Origin of the sequence: Sphaerisporangium melleum, from assembly GCF_014646695.1 — a bacterium.
Classification (GTDB): domain Bacteria; phylum Actinomycetota; class Actinomycetes; order Streptosporangiales; family Streptosporangiaceae; genus Sphaerisporangium; species Sphaerisporangium melleum.
The window spans coordinates 216,644-235,349 of record NZ_BMNT01000001.1 but is presented as its reverse complement, the minus strand read 5'-3'; the positions used below and the strand labels follow the sequence as shown (position 1 = coordinate 235,349).

Sequence of the window (18,706 nt, the reverse complement as noted above, 5' to 3'; positions counted from 1 at the left end):
ACCGCACGACCGTACGACAGCACGGCAAGCGACACAGGGGAGCACAGCAGTGATGAGCCACGCATCCAGCACGTCGCGGAAGTCGCAGGCAAGGCCCGGCATCGGCCGGATCGTGGTCACTGACATCCGCCCCCAGGTGGACGCCGGCGCACGGGCCGCCCGAGCGGTCGCCGGGGAGCCGGTCCAGGTCACGGCCACCGTGTTCAAGGAGGGTCACGACATCCTCGCCGCCGAGGTCGTCCTGTGGGGGCCCGGCCCCCGCCGGCGGGGGCGCGAGGCGACGCGGGTCCCCATGACCGAGACGGTACGCGGCACCGACCGGTTCACCGCGACGATCACCCCGGACACCGAAGGCGGCTGGACCTACCAGGTGGAGGCGTGGACCGACCCCCTCGCGACCTGGTTGCGCGCCGCCCGCGTCAAGGTGGCGGCCGGCGTCGAGCCGGAGGCCACCCTGCTGGAGGGCGCGGCGCTGCTGGAGCGGGCGGTGGAGTCGCTCATGGCCCAGCGGCCCGCGCGGTCCCGCCTGCTGCCGTCCGCCGGCCACTCCGGCGACGTCTACACCAAGCTCGCCGACATCTTCCGCGACCCGGCCCGCTCGCCCGCCGAGCGGCTCGCCGAGGCCGACAGCCCCTGGGCCGCCGCCGCGCTCGCGGCGCACCCGCTGCGCGACCACGTCTCACGCGGCCCCGCCCTGCCGCTCCAGGTGGACCGGGAGCGTGCCCTGTTCGGCTCGTGGTACGAGTTCTTCCCCCGCTCGGAAGGGGCCAGAGTCGTGGACGGGGTGATGCGCTCCGGCACGTTCCGCACGGCCGCCCAGCGGCTGGACGCCGTCGCGGCCATGGGGTTCGACGTGGTGTACCTGCCGCCGATCCACCCCGTCGGCACCACCAACCGCAAGGGCCCGGGCAACACGCTCACCGCCGGGCCGCACGACCCCGGCTCGCCGTGGGCCATCGGCTCGGCCGACGGGGGACACGACGCCGTCCACCCCGACCTCGGCACCCTGGACGACTTCCGGACGTTCGTCGGCAAGGCCCGCGCCCTGGGCATGGAGATCGCGCTGGACTTCGCGCTCCAGTGCTCGCCCGACCACCCCTGGGTGCGGCAGCACCCCGAGTGGTTCCACCACCGGCCCGACGGGTCGATCGCCTACGCCGAGAACCCGCCCAAGCAGTACCAGGACATCTATCCCATCAGCTTCGACACCGACCCCGAGGGCCTGCACCGCGAGTGCCTGCGGGTGCTGCGGCACTGGATGGACCTGGGCGTGCGCATCTTCCGGGTGGACAACCCGCACACCAAGCCGCTGTTCTTCTGGGACCGGCTGCTCGCCGACGTCCGCGCCACCGACCCCGACGTCATCTTCCTCGCCGAGGCCTTCACCCGGCCGGCCATGCTGCAGAGCCTCGCGCGCGTGGGCTTCCACCAGTCCTACACCTACTTCACCTGGCGCACCGGCAAGGCCGAGGTGCAGGAGTACCTCGGCGAGCTGGCCGGGCTGGACGGCAACCCGGCCGCCGACTACCTGCGGCCCAACCTCTTCGTCAACACGCCCGACATCCTGCCCGGTCACCTGGTCACCGGAGGCCGCGCGGCCTTCGAGATCCGCGCGGTGCTCGCCGCGATGGCCGGGCCCACCTGGGGCGTCTACTCCGGCTTCGAGCTGTGCGAGGCCGAGCCCGCCAAGCCGGGCAGCGAGGAGTACAAGGACTCCGAGAAGTACCAGTACCGGCCCCGTGACCACGCCGGGGCCGAGGCCGCGGGGCTCAGCCTGGCGCCGCTGATCACCCGGCTGAACCGGCTGCGCCGCCGCCACCCCGCGCTGCGCCACCTGCGCAACCTGCGCTTCCACACCACCGACAACGATCAGGTCATCTGCTTCTCCAAACGGGTCGTCACCGCGGCCGGCGAGGACACCGTGCTGGTCGTGCTCAACCTCGACCCGCACCACGCCCAGCGGGCCCGCGTCACCCTGGACACCGAGGCCCTCGGCCTGCGGCCCGCGGACACGTTCATGGTGCACGACACCCTCGGCGGCGGCCAGCACCGCTGGGCGCGCACCAACGAGGTGCGGCTCGACCCGCGCCACCGGGTCGCGCGGATCATGACCCTGCGCCGGGTCGCCGCGGGGCCCGGGCAGGGACGGCCCGGCGACGCCTGCGCGGACAGGGCGACGTCCCGATGACCGCGACGGTGCCGGACGCGAGCGCCCAGCCGGCGCCGCTGCTCGGCGAGCTGGACCTGTACCTCCTCGCCGAGGGCCGGCACCGCCGGCTGTGGCGGGTGCTGGGCGCCAATCAGCGGGACGAAGGCGTCGGCTTCGCCGTGTGGGCCCCGGGCGCGCGGGCCGTGCGCGTGGTCGGCGCGTTCAACGGGTGGGACGGCGCCGCGCACGCGATGCGCCGCGCCGGCGACAGCGGCGTGTGGGAGCTGTACGTCCCCGGGGTGCCCGGCGGATGCCCCTACCAGTACGAGATCGACGGCGCCGACGGGATCACCCGGCGCAAGGCCGACCCCTGCGCCCGCGCCGCGCAGCCGGCGCCCGGCACCGCCTCGCTGGTGCACACCTCGGCGCACGAGTGGCACGACGGCGCGTGGTTGGAGCGGCGCGGCGGGGCCGCCCACGAACGGCCGATGGCGATCTACGAGGTGCACGCCGGTTCCTGGCGGCACGGGCTCGGCTACCGGGACCTGGCCCGTGAGCTCCCGGCGTACGTCAAGGAGATGGGCTTCACGCACGTGGAGCTGCTGCCGGTGGCCGAACATCCCTTCGGCGGCTCGTGGGGCTACCAGATCACCTCCTACTTCGCGCCCACCGCCCGGCTCGGCTCGCCCGACGACTTCAAGTACCTCATCGACGCGCTGCACCAGGCCGGCATCGGCGTCATCCTCGACTGGGTGCCCGCGCATTTCCCGAAGGACGACTGGGCGCTGGCCCGCTTCGACGGCGGCCCGCTGTACGAGCACCCCGACCCGCGCCGCGCCGAGCACCCCGACTGGGGCACGCTGGAGTTCGACTACGGCCGGCCCGAGGTCCGCAACTTCCTGATCGCCAACGCGCTCTACTGGCTGGAGGAGTTCCATCTCGACGGGCTGCGCGTGGACGCCGTCGCCTCCATGCTCTACCTGGACTACTCGCGCGGCCCCGGCGGCTGGACGCCCAACGCGCACGGCGGCCGGGAGAACCTCGACGCGGTGGCCTTCCTGCGCGAACTCAACGACACCGTGCACGAGTGCGTCCCCGGCGCCGTCACCATCGCCGAGGAGTCCACCGCCTGGGAGGGCGTCACCCGGCCCGCGGGGTGGGGCGGGCTCGGCTTCGACCTGAAATGGAACATGGGATGGATGCACGACACCCTCGCCTACCTGGCCGAAGACCCGGTGAACCGGCAGCACCACCACGACCGGATGACCTTCGCGATGATGTACACCTACGCCGAGCACCACCTGCTCGCGCTCAGTCATGACGAGGTCGTCCACCTCAAGGGCAGTCTGCTCACCAAGATGCACGGGTCGGACCGGTGGCGGAAGTTCGCCCAGCTGCGCGGCTATTACGCCTTCATGTGGACGCATCCCGGCAAACAACTGCTCTTCATGGGGCAGGAGTTCGCCCAGCCGGGGGAGTGGTGGCACGACGACGGGCTCGACTGGGACGCCCTGACCGGCGACCGGCCGGACGCCGGGCTGCACCGCGGCGTGCAGCGGCTGGTGGGCGACCTGAACCGGGTCTACCGCGCCACTCCCGCGCTGTGGGCGCGCGACAGCGATCCGGGTGGCTTCCGCTGGATCGACCCGGACGACAACACCCGCAACGTGCTCTCCTGCATCCGCTACGACCACGAAGGCACGCCGTTCGTCGGCGTCTTCAACTTCAGCCCGGTCCTGCACGAGGACTTCACGCTGGCCCTGCCGCACGCCGGCGCGTGGACCGAGTCGATCAACACCGACGCCCGCTGTTACGGCGGCGGCGGCGCCGGCAACCTCGGCACCGTGCGTGCCGTGCCCATCCCCCGCCAAGGCCTGCCCGCCCACGCCCGCATCGTCCTGCCGCCCCTGGCGGCACTGCTGCTGGCCCCGCGTACCGAGGAGTTCACCCGGTGACCTCACCCATCCGGTCCATGTCCACGCACCCGGCGCAGGACGCGCCGGGCGCCACCCGCCCCGGCCCCGGACAGGACCGGCCGGGAGGGGACGGCGACGTGCCGGATTTCCGGGACCCCGGACGGCTGCGCGAGGCCCTGCGCTCGCTTGAGATCTTCGCCGGGCTCACCGAGGAGCAGCTCGACTGGCTCGTCTCGGTGTCGCACCCGGTCGACTACCGCGGCGGTGAGGCCCTGTTCCGCGACGGCGAGGAGGCCACGCACTTCTACGTCCTGCTCCAGGGCGGCCTGGTCGTCACCAAGGTGATCGACGGCCGCGAGGAGGTGCTGACCCGGCACTCCACCGACGAGGACCCCGCGGAGCGGCACGACAACAAGCCGACCGCCGCCCATCGCTTCACCGGTGAGCTGCCGCTGCTCACCGACGACGGGTACGTGGCGACGGTCTCGGCGAGCGGCCCCACCACCGTCGTGGCGTACGCCAAACCGGTGTTCTTCGAGATGCTGGTCCGCTGCCAGGGGGTGGCCGCGGTGCTGCTGCCCGTGCTGGCGTGGCGGATCAAGTCCTCGGAGGTGCAGGCCCGCAGCCGCGCCACCGTCGAGGCGCTGGGCACGCTCGCCGCGGGCCTGGCCCACGAGCTGAACAACCCCGCCGCGGCCGTGGCGCGGGCCGCCCAGGAACTCGGCACCGCCGTCGACCGGCTCATCGTCACCGCGCACGCCTGGGGCGCCGCCGCGTCCCCGCAGGAGCGCGCCGTGTTCGACCGGCTCACCGCCGACCTGGACGACACGCCACCGCCGGCCGACATCGACCCGGTCGTGCAGAGCGACGTCGAGGACGACATCACCGACTGGGCCGACGACATGGGCGCCCAGCGCCCCGAGCTGCTCGCCGCGGGCATCGCCGACCTCGGCCTGGACCTCGACTGGCTGCACGACCGCCTGGACGGGATCGGCGAGGACGCCCTGCCGGCCGCTCTGGACCACCTGGGAGCGGTGCTGGAGACCCGCGCGCTGACCGCCGAACTGCGCGCCGCGGGCCCCCGCATCTCCCAGCTCGTCTCGGCGACCCGCGACTACGCCAACCTCGATCGGGCGCCGCAGCAGCAGTTCTCCGTCACCGAGGGCATCGACAACACGCTCACGATGCTGCGCGCCAAGCTCGGCGAGATCCACATCGTCCGTGAGTACGCTCCCGGACTGCCGCGCCTGATGGGCTACCCCAGCGAGCTGAACCAGGTCTGGACGAACCTCATCGCCAACGCGGTGGACGCCATGGGCGGCGAGGGCGGCACGCTGACGCTGCGCGCGCACGTGGAGGGAAACTGCCTGGTCGTCGAGGTCGGCGACACCGGCCAGGGCATCCCCGAAAAGACGCTTCCCCGAATATTCGAGCCGTTCTACACCACCAAGGACGTTGGCAAGGGCACTGGACTCGGCCTGCACCTCAGCTACCGGATCGTCACCCAGCGTCATCGCGGCTCGATCACCGCCCGCTCCGTGCCCGGCGACACCCGCATGGTCGTCCGGCTCCCACTGGGCGGGAGCGCGGAGGGCGTGGCCTGCGCCCTTCCGGAGTAACCGCAGAGTTCACCCATCACGAGGAGTTGACATGTCCAAGTACGACATCTCCAAGCTGCACCCGGTCTTCCAGCGCCAGATGGAGGCGCTGGACGCCCTCGACCTCGAGGCCGTCATGAAGAACTACACCGACGACGCCGCCCTGCTGCGCTACGAGGGCGTCTCGGAGGGGATCGAGGCGGTGCGTGAGACGTTCGCCGGCTACCTGACGCTCAAGCCGACCCTGGTGGAGCTCCAGGAGTACATCGAGACCGACGACACCATCTTCTACCGCGCGATCATGAACCTGAACGGCGAGCCGGAGCACGCGTTCGGCACCCTCGTCGTCAAGGACGGCCGTATCTGGCGGCAGACGGCGGGATTCGGAAGCTGACCGGATTCGGCGTCTGACCGGACGATCTTCGATACCGTGTGCGGAGTGGCGGAGCCGGCTTCTCCGCACACGGCGATGAATCCGGGACGAACCGAGGGAAAATAGGCATGGAACGGGAACCCAGTCGGCTCGAGTTATTCAGCGACGCCGTCTTCGCGATCATCATCACCATTCTCATTCTGGAGATCAAGGTGCCGGAGGCGGAGGGATCGGAACTCTGGCACGAGCTCGCCCTGCAGTGGCCGCAATACGCCGCCTATGTGGTCAGTTTCCTGGTCATCGGTGTCATGTGGGTCAACCATCACACCATTTTCGGCCACATTAAAAAGGTGGACCGGCCGCTGCTGTTCCTCAACCTCATGGTGCTGATGATCGTGGCGGTGATCCCCTGGACGACCGCCCTGCTCGCCGTCCACCTCGGCAATCCCGAGTCGGCGAGAATCGCGGCGATCATCTACAGCGCCCTCACGGTCGTTTATGCCGTGGCATTCCTGTGCTTCTGGTGGTACGTCACCCGGGTCGGCCACCTGTTCCGCGACAACGTCGACAAGGACGGCGCCCGGGCCACCCGGATGCGTTTCGGGCTCGGTTCCATTGCCTATCCCATCACGCTGGTCATCGCCTTCTTCTCCGCTCCGCTGGCCGTGGCCGCCCACGCCATCATCGCGATTTACTACGCGTTCAACCAGATCCCCATTCCGCTCATCATCGACGACCGGGTCCCCGCCGAGGACGCGTAACGGCCGTACGCGGGCCACTGTGGCCCGCCGGCCCCCGCGCGGCGCCACCGGGTGCCGCCTCGCTCCTCACGGCCGTGTCCAGAAGGGGACGCGCACCACGCCGCCGCGGCACGGACCAGCATTCGCCGCCCGGAGCGGGCCGCCACGGCCCGCCGGTCTCCCTGACCGGCGGGCCGAACGCGTACGACTCCCGAACTCCGCTTCCCCCTCACGGATTATCGGGCACACCGGAAATGTAGCCGCCGCCGACCCGGATCACCTGGACGCGGCCCTGAAGGCGACTTCCGTGGATATCCGCTTCGCCGCGCCGGATGGTACGCTACTCGCTGCACAGGCGCAGGTACCGATCCGCTGTGAGCGGGGGGTGGCGATTGGGGCGACCGGCCGGCTCGCCGGGGGGCATTCATGATCGCGCGTGTCGATGTGAGCTACGGGTAAACCGGCCATGTCATGCATGTTAACGTGATCGTCATCGCCGCGCCATATCGGGCCGATTGATTTAGTCACCGAACACTTACAAACGGATTCGGAACGTGAATGTGCTCGGCACCATGCGCTCCATCCGCGCCTGACCTCATGAAGTAGATGCGACATCCTACCGTCATGGCCATTGGTCAAGTACGTTATGGATCTAGCTACTGGCGGGGGAGGTTGTATGGCTTTCGACACGCTGTGGACGGATCAGATCTACGCGCAGCTGGACGCGATGATTACCCTCCTATTCGACACCTTATCCAGAAAAGACCAGCGGAATTGGGCGCGGGTCTATCTGCGAGGCCTGGTCTCGACGGCGGGTAAGAAGACAATTCGAAATATGGCGAGGGGGGGCGAGGGCTCCGCCGAGCAGAGCCTGCAGCAGTTCATCAGCAAGTCACCTTGGGCGTGGGCACCGGTGCGTCGCGCACTCGCGCAGTACCTCGAACGCACCTCGCAACCGCCGCTCGCCTGGGTGGTCCAATCGTTGATCATAGAGAAGGCCGGGGACCAGTCGGTGGGTGTGGGCCGCCAGTTCGTCCCCGAGCTGGGCCGCATGGCCAACTGTCAACGGGCCGTCGGAGTGTGGTTCGCCTACAGCGGCGCCAGCTTCCCCGTCGAGTGGATCCTCACCCTGCCGGCTCCCTGGACGACGGAGCGGGTGCGCCGGCACAGCGCCCGGATCCCGGACACCGCGCGGTCACAGACCCCGACGCAGGAGGCCATCGACGCGGTCGTGCGCATGTCGGGGACCTGGCAGCTCGAACAGCGCCCTGTGATCATGGCGGTCTCCAACGCCGACCTGCACCACACGATGGAGGCGTTCTCGCTGTACGCCATCCCCTTCGTGCTCAAGGTCGACGGATCGCTGCCCGTCGCGCTCGCCACCGCGGGGCGCCACAGGGCACTTCCGTACCAGGCGTCCGCCCGGGAGCTGATCGAGTCGCTGCGGTCGCAGCGTCGGCTGGCCGACTGGCGCGGGCAGGGCGCGTCCGACGGTGCCGGCACCCCACTGGCCGCGGCGGCCGTGCACGCGGCGCCGGGGGAGGACCGGACGGCCGTCGAACTGCAACCCTTACTGCTCTTCGGGGCATGGACCGAGCCGTCCAACCCCCTGCCGTCCGGCTTCTGGATCACCAACCTCCGGGACATGCCACTGTCCCAGCTCTTCACGCTGGCCAAGTTGCTGGACCAGACCGCGCTCGATTTCGCGGAAGTGAGCGAGGCGGTGGGCATACGGGACTTCGAGGGCCGGTCCTACCGGGGCTGGCATCACCACGCGACGCTCGCCAGCGTGGCCCATGCGGCCACGCTTTTCGCGTTACGCGGGCAGCGGGTGTCGGATCCCGCGGCCCGTACCGAACACAACGGGCGAATGGCCCGATCCCACCAAGGCGTGCAGAACGGCGCGGTGCACGGCCCCGGTCATGCCGTCAGAGCCGGCCGGATCGACGGAGCGGGCCGGCTGGACGGAACCGAACGAGGCGACGTCCCCAGCCCGCCGCCCCCGCTGCCGACCCCGCCGGTCCGGCAGGCCAGAACAGCCGGAACTTACTCGAAAGCCAGGTAGCACCATGCTGGACATGGCATCGGAGCTTCGCGAATGGTGTCTGAGCGGGCGGGACTTCGCGCTCGCGACCGTCGTGTCGGTGACCGGCAGCGCCCCCCGGCTTCCCGGAGCGGCCCTGGCCGTGGACGAGACCGGCTCGGCCATCGGCAGCGTCTCGGGCGGCTGCGTCGAGAGCGCCGTGTACGAACTGTGCCTGGAGGTCCTGGAGACCGGCACGCCGGTGTCACACCGGTTCGGGTACAGCGACGACGACGCCTTCGCCGTCGGTCTCACCTGCGGCGGCGTCCTGGACATCCTGGTCACACCGATGCGGCGCACCGACGCCGCCCGCCCCGCCCTGAAGGCCGCGCTGGACGCGGCCCTGGACGGGCGCGCCACCGCGTTCGCGCGCGTCGCGGACGGGCCCGGCGAACTCCTCGGCCGCGGCGCCCTCACCGTACGCCCCGACGGGACCTACGAGGGAACCCTGTACGGCGGCACCGAACTCGACGCCACCGCGGCGGCCGAGGCGGCGGCGCTGCTCGCGCAGGGCCGCACGGCCACCGTGCGCGTCGGCGCCGACGGCGGGCTGTGCGGCGAGCCGGTGACCCTGCTGGTGGAGTCCGCGGCCACGCCGCCGCGCATGCTCGTGTTCGGCGCCATTGACTTCGCCGCCGCACTGGTACGCGCCGGGCGGTTCCTGGGCTTCCACGTCACCGTGTGCGACGCCCGTCCGGTCTTCACCACGGCGGGGCGCTTCCCCGACGCCGACGAGATCGTGGTGGACTGGCCGCACCGCTACCTGGACGCCGAGGCACGGGCGGGCCGCCTCGACCGGCGTACGGCGCTGTGCGTGCTGACCCACGACCCGAAGTTCGACGTGCCGCTGCTCGAACTGGCCTTGCGCCTTCCGGTCGGCTACGTCGGCGCCATGGGGTCCCGGCGCACCCACCGCGAGCGCATCGCACGGCTGCGCGAGGAGGGCATCTCCGACACGGCCCTCGCCCACCTGCGCTCCCCGATCGGGCTCGACCTCGGCGCCCGGACCCCCGAGGAGACCGCGCTCTCCATCGCCGCCGAGATCGTGGCGGCCCGCCACGGCGGCACCGGCATTCCGCTGGCCGACACCGGCGTCCCGATCCACCGTCCGGCGGCTCCGGCCCCGGCGGCCTGACCGGCCCACGGGCCGGGGCGATGAGACCCCGGTCCGTGGGTCCGCCATCAGCGCGTCCCGGTCAGCCCGCCGTGCAGGCGGCCCCGTTCAGGGTGAAGGCCGTGGGCGCGGGGTTGGTGCCGGAGTGCTTGCCGTTGAAGCCGATCGTGATCGACTTGCCGGGCTTGATGGTCTTGTTCCAGCCGGCGTCGGCCGCGGTCACGTTCGTCCCCGACTGCGCCCAGGTGGCCGACCAGCCGAAGGCCAGGCGCTGGGTGGCGAGGGGGAAGGCGAACCCCAGCCGCCATCCGCTCACCGCCGTGGTCCCGGTGTTCTTGATGGTGACGTCGGCGGTGAAGCCGGTCGTCCAGCTCTTCGCCCGGTAGCCGACCGCGCAGGTCGCGGGCGCCGGAGTCTCCGAAGGTGTCGCGGAAGGGCTCGGCGAGGGGTAGGGGTTGACGTAGGTGGCGGGATCGGACGGCGCGCTCAGGTTGGCCTCGTCGCGTTGCACCACCTGGAAGGTGTAGGTCGCCTCGCCGCCGATCGGGACGGACAGGGTACGCGGGAGCGGGCTGTCGTCCACGACGTTCCACACGGTGGAGGATCGGCGGAGCACCGGCCAGTGGGTCGTGTTGGTGGCGCCGATGGGCGTCCACTGCAGTGCCACCCAGCCGGGTTCCGCTCCGTCGAAGACGCGCAGGTTGGTGGGAGTCTGTGGCGTCCAGGGCCCCGGAGAGCTCGGGATCGGCGGCTCGGCCATGGCCCGGTTCATGGCGAGCAGGCTGGGCACGCTGCGGTTGCCGGCGGCGTCGGTGGCCACGACGTAGAACAGGTAGGCACGGTCCGGCGTGAGGTCCGTCACCTGCGCGCTCACCTGGGTCGCCGTGGTGGTGATCTGCGCCTGGGCGCGGGCGAAGGGAGAGCCGAACGACCAGGCGTAGATCTCGTATCCGGTGACCGCCACGTCATCGGTCGACGGCGTCCAGGACAGGCCCGCCACGCCGTTGCGGTAGATGGTCCGCGGGGTCAGCCCCGTGGGCTCGCTCGGCGGGGTGGTGTCCGCGGCGGCCGGCGCCATGCCGGACAGGACGGCCGCGGCCGGCTGCGGGCCGGAGGCGGCGACCGGGACGGGGACCGTGCCGGACGCGGCTGCCGGGACGGGGACCGGGCCGGACGCGGCGCCCGAGGCGGGCGTCAGGCCGGCGGCGAGCACGGCCGCCGCCGCGGTGGCGGCACAGGCTCCGAGCAGCAGGCCACGTGCCGTGGCCCGGCGGGGACGGGAAAGAAGCATGGGACACCTTCCTGGTCGGGCGGACGGGACCTCGGACGGCCCGCCCGCGGCATGCAGGTCAGGAGCAAGTCCGTCGGCCGGTACCCGACGAGATGGAGCAGGTGCCGTACGCCGCGTTGGCGGCGTGCCGGTCGTCTTCCCGGGCGGTGCCGGTACGCCATCGGCCATCAGGCCACAGAAGCGGGCTCCCCGTACAGGGCCTGTGCCTCTCGCGTCGACTCCCCCGAGCGGGACGGCCTGAGCGCCGTCCGTCAGTGAGCATGCGCCGCGCGGGGGCCCCGATCCAACGGCCGCTCTGGCGGCAGCCGCGTCCGGGCAGGTCAGCGACGAGGGGCGGTGAGGAGAACCTGAAACTTTCACACAAAATGGACACAAAGAGCGGCCGGTCCTGCCCGCGGTGGCCCCTGGTGCGCCGACCGGGCCGTCCGCCTCCGCCGTCCCGGTCAGGGATGGAGGGTCAGCCGGAAGGCGGACCCGTCCCCTGCGGGGCCGGGGGAGCGGACGGTGAGCGCGCCGCCGTGCGCCCTGGCGATCTGCAGGGCGATGGGCAACCCGAGGCCGGTGCCCGGGGTGTCGGGGCGGCCGCGCCAGAAACGCTGGAAGATCCGCTCCTGCTGGGCGGCGGGGATGCCGGGTCCGTGGTCGGTGACCGTGACCACGGCCGCCGACTCGGTACGGCCCACGTCCACCTCGACCACCGTGCCGGCGGGCGCGTACCGGATCGCGTTGTCCACCAGGTTCGCCACCGCCCGGCGCACCGTGGGCCGGTCCACCGCGCATGCGACGGACGGCGGCCCGGTGACCTGGAGGCGGATGTCCTTCGCCGCCGCCGGCACCCGCGCCTCGTCCAGCACGTCCCGCACGATGGCCGCCAGGTCCGCCGGGTGCCGCTCGATGACCCGGGCCCGTGCGCGGGCCTCGACGAGCAGCTCGTCGATCGTCGCCTCCAGCCGGGCGATCGCCCTCCTGGACCGGTCGAGCCCTTGCCGGTACACCTCGACGGTGGGAGACGGGTGGGCGAGCAGCACCTCGGTGTTGGTGACCAGCACCGACAGCGGTGTGCGCAGCTCGTGGCTGGTCTCCTCGACGAGCCGCCGCTGCGTCTCGGCGGCGTGCTGCAGCCGGTCGAGCATGGCGTCGAAACTCGCCGCGAGCGACACGATCTCGGCCGGGCCACGGTCGAGACCGATGCGCAGGCCGAGGTCGGTCGCCTCGATGTCCTCGGCGACCTCGCGCACGCGCTCGATCGGGCGCACCGCCCGGCCCGCCCACCACCAGGCCAGGGCGGCGGCGGCCGGGGCGAGCGCGAGGATCGTCCAGGTGATCCACGGGGACCGGTGCGCGGACGTGCTCATGACCGTCTCGGCCCCGTTGATCGCGTTCGCGGAGGTGTCGTGGTCGGTCAGTAGGAGCACCCCGAACAGCAGCAGGGCCGGGACGTAGATCGCGAGGAACCCGAGCGCGGCGAGCCGCACCCGCAGCGACCGCCACGGACTCCGCGTACGGGCGTCCGGCGCCCTGGCCGGGCGGGCCTCGCTCAACGCGGTCCCTCCGCAGGTCGCGACATAGCGGGCGTCGATCGTCCGGTCGCGTCGGTCAGGCGGTAGCCGGCGCCGGTGATGGTCACGATGGGTGCCGGCTCGCCGAGCTTCCTGCGCAGCCGGCTCAGGATCACCCGTACCGAGGAGGTGAACGGGTCGGCGTTGGCGTCCCACACGTGTTCGAGCAGGTCCTCCGCCGACAGCACCCGCCCCGGGTGGTGCATGAAGTAGCGCAGCAGGGAGAACTCCCGCGCGGTGAGGAACAGCTCGGCGCCGGACCGCCACGCCCGGTGCGCGGTGAGATCGAGCGTCAGCTCGCCCACTCGCACGATCGACCCGTGCTGGTCGCCGCGCCGCGCCAGGGCGCGCAGCCGCGCGAGCAGCTCGTCGAAGTGGAAGGGCTTGGTCAGGTAGTCGTCCGCCCCGGCGTCGAGCCCGGCGACCCGGTCGGCCACGGCGTCGCGGGCGGTCAGGACGAGCAGGCGCCCCGGCCGGCGCAGGCCGGCGTCGCCGGCCAGGCGGCGCAGCAGGTCCAGCCCGTCACCGTCGGGCAGGCCGAGATCCAGGCAGGCCACGTCGTACTCCGTCGTGCGGAGCGCCTCCTCGGCGCCGTCGCAGGTGCGGGCGACATCGACGGCGTACGACTCGTTGCGCAGGCCGAGCGCGACGACCTCGGCCAGGTCGGCGTCGTCTTCCAGCAGCAGGATGCGCATTCGCGGTTCCGTCCCAGAGAGGTCATCCGGCCGGCCGGGACGCGTCCCCGGCCGCGGCGGCCCTCGCCGCATCGGCGGGCCGGGCCCCCGTGCCGGTGCCCGTGGCGCCCGACCGCGGGGTGGCCGGGCGAAGGGTCGTGACCACGGCGCGGGTGGCGGTCGTGACACCGGCCGGACCGGAGATGGTCAGGTCGTCCCGGCCGAAGTCCACCGTCACCTCCGGCCCGGTGCCGGTCGGATCGTCCGGCCGGTAGCGGCGGTCGCCGGACGCGACGAGCGGCAGCGACGGAGGCCCGGCCGGGAGCTGGGCCGCCCGGATGCCCCCCTCCTCGTTCACCGAGTACCAGCCGGCGAGCACACCCTTGCGCGCGGTGATGGCGACGTAGGTGCGCACGTCACCGCCGATGACGGCCGTCCCCGTGAGCGTGTACCCGCTGATCGGGCCGAACGCCCGCTCGACGCCCGCCCGTTCCCGCCGCCCTTCGCCGGTCTGCCCGCCGAGCAGCGCCAGCACCCGCTGCTCGTTCGCCCGCAGCTCATCGGCGGGCACGCCGCGCGGGGGGAACAGCGCCGCGACGGCGTCCGCGCCGTTCGCCGAGATCGCGAGCCGGCCGCCGGTCGTGCTCACCTCGAACCCGCCCCCCGTGTCCAGCCCGTACGTTCCGACGATATCCGCCGCGCGGGACCGGTCGCCGCCCGCCGCCGCAGCGGAGGGCACCGGCAGCGGGGCGCCGGAGACCAGGGCCGGGCCGACGGCCTGCAGCAGCCGCTCGGCGCTGACCTTCGGCGTGTTCGACGCCATCGCGATCACCTGCCGCCGCTCGGGGAGCCAGGCGACGATCGCGTTGTGCCCGGCGTCACCGCCGCCACCCGCCGTGGCGAGGACCGGGGTGCCGAACCTCGACCTGTCGTAGAACACCCATCCGGGCGTCTCCGCCGTCCCGTCGTCTCGCTCGTACCCCGGTGTGCCGATGGCCTTCGCCGAGGCGGGCGACACGACGCGGCCGGTGAACAGGGCGTACGTCCAGGTCGCGAGATCACGGGTCGTCATGGCCAGGCCGCCGTTGCCGTCGAGCGCCCAGTGCGGGCCGGCGAAGCCGCCCCGCTCGCCGGTCTCGCCGCCGTCGAGGTAGCCGATGGCGCGCGGGCCGGGCGCCGCCGGTTCGCCGTTCCAGAATCCGCCCGCGACCGCGCCCCCGGGCAGTCGCAGGGTCTTCGCCATGGTGTACTTCCGGTATCCGGTGCCCGAGACCTTGTCGACGATGAGCGCCAGTAGGGTGTATCCGGCGTTGGAGTACACATATCCCGTGCCCGGCCGGAAGGCGGGTTTCAGCCGGTCGATCGCCGCCAGCGCGGCGGCCCGGCCGAGCGGCCGGTAGTCCGCGCCGTGCGAGCCGTTGAGCCCGCTGGTGTGCAGCAGGAGCTGCCGGACGGTCACCCCGGCGGACGGTCCCCGCAACCCCGGGAGGATCTCGCCGGCCCGGTCGTCCAGCGACAGCTTCCCGGCGTCGACCAGGCCGAACACCGAGGCGGCGGTGAACGCCTTGGTGACCGACCCGATGCCGAACACCGTGCCCGGCGTGTTGCGCCGCCCGGCCTCCTGGTCGGCCCACCCATAGGCGGCCAGGCAGCCGAACCTCCCGCCGGTCGAGATGGCGACCGAACCGCTGAATCCGGCCTTCGCCCACGCGTCGAAGCCCGCGCCGAGCCTGCGGTCACACGCGGCAGCGTCCACGGCCACCGCCGTGCGCGACGCGGGAGCCCGATCAGGCGTGGCGCTCGGCGGGGCCTGGCACGCGGACTGCACCACCACCGCCACCAACGTGACGGCCGGCAGTCCTGCACATCGCTTGTTCATGGGAGCGACCGTACGAAGCCCCCTGCGAACCTGATGTGAACGAGCCTCCGGGGCCGACCGGCACCCTCCGCGCTACTGGCGGCGGGCCGCGGCGGCGTCCAGCAACTCGGCCACCGTGCGCGGGGCGGCGTCACCCGTCCCGCCCGCCTCCGCGCCGGCCCCGGTCTCGGTACGGAACCGGCGCAGCAGCTCCAGGTGCACCTGGCCCGCCTCCCCTTGTGCGACGCGCACCAGCAGGGCGTCGCGCTCCTGCTCGCCGAGCTCCGCCACCCAGCGGGCCAGCCGCTCCGGATCGGTGCTGACGGTGGGCCGGTCAGGGCTGTTCGCCGCCGCCGTCGCCAGCAGGTCGGCGTCGAGCCGGAGGAAGCCGGCGAGCGCCCGCTGGGCGGCGGTCAGCGAACCCAGGCCGGCGGGGACGGGCGGCTCGGCCTCGTCCTCGAAGTCCTCGTCGAAGGCGTCCTCGTCCCGCTCCCAGGTGCCGATCGCGGCCAGCCAGGCGAGGTACAGCGGCCGCAGGTCGCCCGAGGCCAGCTCGGCGCGGACACCCACCAGTGCCGGCAGCACCTCCTCGGGGGCGGGGCCGGCGTCGCCGGGCTCCTCGTCGTCGAAGAGGTCGAGGACGAGGTGGTCCTTCGCCTCCCACGCCTCGACCTTGTCGGCGCACAGGTAGGGGTCGACGGTGGACGCGTCGAGCAGCGAGGTGGGCAGCCGCAGCATCAACCGGTCGATCCCCGAGCCGGTGAGGTGCACGTGGGCGTCGTAGAAGCGCTCCATCATCCACGCAGGGTCCCCGCGGAAGTCACCGTCTTCGTAGGTGCCGGTGAAGGCGGTCGCGGTGATCTCGGCCCGGGAGGACAGCGAGCGGACCTCGGCCTGCTCGGCCTGGCTCAGCGGACGGTCGAGCGCCACGAATTCGTAGTGCTGGTACTCACTCACGGTTCATCCCATCGCCCATTGCCGGTCATCGCCCGCCCTCGGGGCGCGGGATCCGGCAGCGGAAGGGTCGAGGAGGCGAAACGGCCACCTCGACCGGCGCTCCGGCGGGCCCCGGCCCGTCAGGCTCACGCTGGAAGATCGTAGTGACAAACGGCACCGGACTCGCCCCGATCCGCCCAGGTTCGGCCGTGCGCCCCCGATCGTTCACCGGTAATGCCCTTGGCGGCGCCACGAACGGGCCGGTCGAGGCGCGGGTCGGTCGCCGCCCGGTCTTCGCCACCGGGGTACGGCGACGATGAGCAGGGCGGCGACCAGCAAGGACAGGGCCAGGCCCGGAAGGTAGAAGAGCCGGGAGACGGTGATGCGCATCTGGGCCAGAGGCGACTGACAGGTGGTCGCGCACGACGCGAGGCTCAGGGCGAGGGTCGCCGCGACCGTCGCCGGCAGGTAGGCGAGGGTCGCGGCCAGCATGGCGTGCGGCAGGCGCAGGGATCGGGTGAGGGTGAGCGCCAGCACCACGGCGAGGATCTGCGCCCCGATCCCGGCGAACCCCCCGGACAGCGCGAGGAACCCGGCGAAGGCCCGGGGAGGCTGCAGGAGCACGGCTCCCAGGAGGATGAGCGGATAGGCGATCAGGGATCTGACGGCCACGTAGGAGACGGCGATGAGCGCGGCGGACACCGCCCGGGCGGGCGCGGCCGGCGGGGCGGAGAGCCGGGTGCCGTCCGGCGGAGGAGGCAGGGACACCCACGCGCGGGCGGGGCCGGCACGTACCCACTTCATCGTGGCCGCGAGCGGTGCGGCCCACAGCAGGACCACCAGAGTCATCGTGCTGAGTGGCTCCAGGACGGGAGCGATGATCAGCACCCCGAGGAAGACCAGCTCCTGAGGAGCGTCCGGGAAGATCATGTGCGCCGCCATGTTCGCCAGTGACGGCAGGCCGACGCCGAACGCCAGCCAGATGGTGAGCACCGCGGTGGTCACCACCGTGCAGCCGAGCACCATGCGCAGGGGCGAGCGGCGGCTCGCGGCGTAGGGCAGCCACGTGGCCAGCAGCTCCGTGATCCACCGCACCGACAGCACGCCACCGGCCACCATCAGGCCGGCCCACGCCAGCCATAGGTACGCCGGCATGGACGGCATCCCCTCCGCGCCCGAGATCGGGACGTCACTCGGCAGCAACCCGAAGCGGGGAGTGATGAAGGTGCCGAGCACGAAGCCCGTTCCCAGGCCGATCCCGAGCCGGTCCAGGTTCACGCGCCGGCCGGTGAGCCGCGCCGCCAGAACGACCCGGAAGATTCCGAAGGTCAGCGCGCAGGAGAGCAGTGCCGTGAAGGGCAGCAGGTGCACCGCCGTGCCGGGCGGGTCGGCGAGGAGCCAGCCGGCGATGAGCGTGAGCGAGCTCAGTGAGTAGACGGTGGTGGTGCCCAGCGCCAGCCCGTCGCCGAAACCGATGGAGGTCACCCAGCCGGGATCGGCCAGCGCCGACCGGCGGCTCGCCGACTCCGGATGGGTGCCCCAGCCCCACCCCCAGCGCCGGGCGAACCGCCGGGGCAGCGGGCGGCCGCCGTCGCCGAGCGCTCGGTGCAACAGCTCGGTCGTGCTCCACTGCGCGGCACGGGCGTCGGCATAGTGCTCGCGTGAGCGCAACGTCGCGTCGCGCACCATGCGGACGAGCAGCGCGGTGACCACCAGGCGCCAGAACACCCCGCCCATCTGGTTGATGATCACGTTGAGGAACGCGGGTGCGAGGACGAGGATCAGCCAGGCCCGCCATACCGCGATCGTCAGGTAGGTCGGGTCGATGTCCCCGTTGCGGATGTGCGCGAGCTCGTGCAGCATCACCGCGCGGAACCGTTCCGGGTCGGTCGTCGCGGTGCGGACCAACCCATGAGAGAGCACGACGCGGCGGCGTCCCACGCGGCCGAAGGCGAGGCCGGTCACGCGGCGGTCGAGGGGATCGAGCAGGAACCCGACGTCGCCGACACCGGTCAGGCGTTGTAACTCCTGGATCTCCCGGTGCACGTCGGGGAGCGTCTGCGGGGGAGGCAGGGCGGTCAGGCGCCTGCGACGGACCAGCCGGCGTGGCAGCCACCAGTAGATCGCCAGCGCGAGGACGAGCACCGCCGCGATCATGGCGATCGTGTAGACGCCCATGCCGATCGAGACGTGCGGCGCGCAGGTTTCCAGTACGTGCCGGCTCATGGTGTCGAACCGGTCCTCCGGCGACCTGCCCGTCATATCCGGCATCTCGCGCAGGAGTCGCTGGAGGCATGCCTGCTCGTCGTTTCTGCTCTCCAGCGCCCCTGGGACGTATAGGTATCCGCGCGGCGCGGTCAGCAGAGGTGATACCCCGATGACGGCCGCGACGAGCAATCCGAACCGATACCAGGT

The 18,706-nt window shown here is 72.3% G+C and carries 13 protein-coding genes; 7 read left to right on the top strand and 6 right to left on the bottom strand.

The features are described from left to right. Positions 1-52: 52 nt before the first annotated feature. The 7 genes from IEY93_RS01400 (at position 53) to IEY93_RS01370 (ending at position 9,994) form a co-directional block, all read left to right on the top strand. A complete protein-coding gene (locus IEY93_RS01400) occupies positions 53-2,188 on the top strand; it encodes an alpha-1,4-glucan--maltose-1-phosphate maltosyltransferase (protein ID WP_189161061.1) in 2,136 nt (711 codons plus the stop codon). After that, positions 2,185-4,104, top strand: a complete 1,920-nt coding sequence (gene glgB / locus IEY93_RS01395; RefSeq protein ID WP_189161060.1) for a 1,4-alpha-glucan branching protein GlgB — start codon at positions 2,185-2,187, stop codon at positions 4,102-4,104. The genes IEY93_RS01400 and glgB overlap by 4 nt, the downstream gene beginning before the upstream one ends. After that, positions 4,101-5,684, top strand: a complete 1,584-nt coding sequence (locus tag IEY93_RS01390) for an ATP-binding protein (RefSeq protein WP_189161059.1) — start codon at positions 4,101-4,103, stop codon at positions 5,682-5,684. Before glgB ends, IEY93_RS01390 begins: the two co-directional genes overlap by 4 nt. A gap of 31 nt (positions 5,685-5,715) precedes the next feature. Then, a complete protein-coding gene (locus tag IEY93_RS01385; protein ID WP_189161058.1) occupies positions 5,716-6,057 on the top strand; it encodes a nuclear transport factor 2 family protein in 342 nt (113 codons plus the stop codon). Positions 6,058-6,164: 107 nt separating this feature from the next. Next, complete coding sequence (locus IEY93_RS01380) at positions 6,165-6,797, top strand: TMEM175 family protein (RefSeq protein ID WP_189161057.1); 633 nt, start codon at positions 6,165-6,167, stop codon at positions 6,795-6,797. A gap of 655 nt (positions 6,798-7,452) precedes the next feature. Then, on the top strand, positions 7,453-8,841 hold the full coding sequence (locus IEY93_RS01375) for an IS701 family transposase (protein WP_189161056.1): 1,389 nt from the start codon (positions 7,453-7,455) through the stop codon (positions 8,839-8,841). Positions 8,842-8,845: 4 nt separating this feature from the next. Then, complete coding sequence (locus IEY93_RS01370) at positions 8,846-9,994, top strand: XdhC family protein (protein ID WP_189161055.1); 1,149 nt, start codon at positions 8,846-8,848, stop codon at positions 9,992-9,994. A 61-nt stretch (positions 9,995-10,055) separates the two neighbouring features. On the opposite strand, the gene IEY93_RS01365 is transcribed toward IEY93_RS01370, so the two are convergent. The 6 genes from IEY93_RS01365 to IEY93_RS01340 all read right to left on the bottom strand — a co-directional run bounded on the left by IEY93_RS01365 (position 10,056) and on the right by IEY93_RS01340 (position 18,553). Next, positions 10,056-11,264 (bottom strand): cellulose binding domain-containing protein, encoded by a 1,209-nt coding sequence (locus IEY93_RS01365; RefSeq protein ID WP_189161054.1) that lies wholly within the window; start codon positions 11,262-11,264, stop codon positions 10,056-10,058. 443 nt (positions 11,265-11,707) lie between these two features. Continuing rightward, positions 11,708-12,805, bottom strand: a complete 1,098-nt coding sequence (locus tag IEY93_RS01360) for a HAMP domain-containing sensor histidine kinase (RefSeq protein WP_189161053.1) — start codon at positions 12,803-12,805, stop codon at positions 11,708-11,710. Further along, complete coding sequence (locus tag IEY93_RS01355; RefSeq protein WP_189161052.1) at positions 12,802-13,518, bottom strand: response regulator transcription factor; 717 nt, start codon at positions 13,516-13,518, stop codon at positions 12,802-12,804. The genes IEY93_RS01360 and IEY93_RS01355 overlap by 4 nt, the downstream gene beginning before the upstream one ends. A 22-nt stretch (positions 13,519-13,540) precedes the next feature. After that, positions 13,541-15,376, bottom strand: a complete 1,836-nt coding sequence (locus IEY93_RS01350) for a serine hydrolase domain-containing protein (protein ID WP_189161051.1) — start codon at positions 15,374-15,376, stop codon at positions 13,541-13,543. 72 nt (positions 15,377-15,448) lie between these two features. Continuing rightward, positions 15,449-16,312 carry a hypothetical protein gene (locus IEY93_RS01345; RefSeq protein WP_189161050.1) on the bottom strand — a complete coding sequence of 288 codons (864 nt, stop codon included), beginning with the start codon at positions 16,310-16,312 and terminating at the stop codon, positions 15,449-15,451. Positions 16,313-16,516: 204 nt separating this feature from the next. Further along, complete coding sequence (locus IEY93_RS01340; RefSeq protein WP_189161049.1) at positions 16,517-18,553, bottom strand: M48 family metalloprotease; 2,037 nt, start codon at positions 18,551-18,553, stop codon at positions 16,517-16,519. Positions 18,554-18,706: the final 153 nt, after the last annotated feature.

Bases quoted from the DNA above. Each gene is read 5' to 3' on its own strand.
- IEY93_RS01400 (WP_189161061.1), top strand. From the start codon at position 53: ATGAGCCACGCATCCAGCACGTCGCGGAAGTCGCAGGCAAGGCCCGGC.
- glgB (WP_189161060.1), top strand. From the start codon at position 2,185: ATGACCGCGACGGTGCCGGACGCGAGCGCCCAGCCGGCGCCGCTGCTC.
- IEY93_RS01385 (WP_189161058.1), top strand. From the start codon at position 5,716: ATGTCCAAGTACGACATCTCCAAGCTGCACCCGGTCTTCCAGCGCCAG.
- IEY93_RS01380 (WP_189161057.1), top strand. From the start codon at position 6,165: ATGGAACGGGAACCCAGTCGGCTCGAGTTATTCAGCGACGCCGTCTTC.
- IEY93_RS01375 (WP_189161056.1), top strand. From the start codon at position 7,453: ATGGCTTTCGACACGCTGTGGACGGATCAGATCTACGCGCAGCTGGAC.
- IEY93_RS01370 (WP_189161055.1), top strand. From the start codon at position 8,846: ATGCTGGACATGGCATCGGAGCTTCGCGAATGGTGTCTGAGCGGGCGG.
- IEY93_RS01365 (WP_189161054.1), bottom strand. From the start codon at position 11,264: ATGCTTCTTTCCCGTCCCCGCCGGGCCACGGCACGTGGCCTGCTGCTC.
- IEY93_RS01355 (WP_189161052.1), bottom strand. From the start codon at position 13,518: ATGCGCATCCTGCTGCTGGAAGACGACGCCGACCTGGCCGAGGTCGTC.
- IEY93_RS01350 (WP_189161051.1), bottom strand. From the start codon at position 15,376: ATGAACAAGCGATGTGCAGGACTGCCGGCCGTCACGTTGGTGGCGGTG.
- IEY93_RS01340 (WP_189161049.1), bottom strand. From the start codon at position 18,553: ATGACGGGCAGGTCGCCGGAGGACCGGTTCGACACCATGAGCCGGCAC.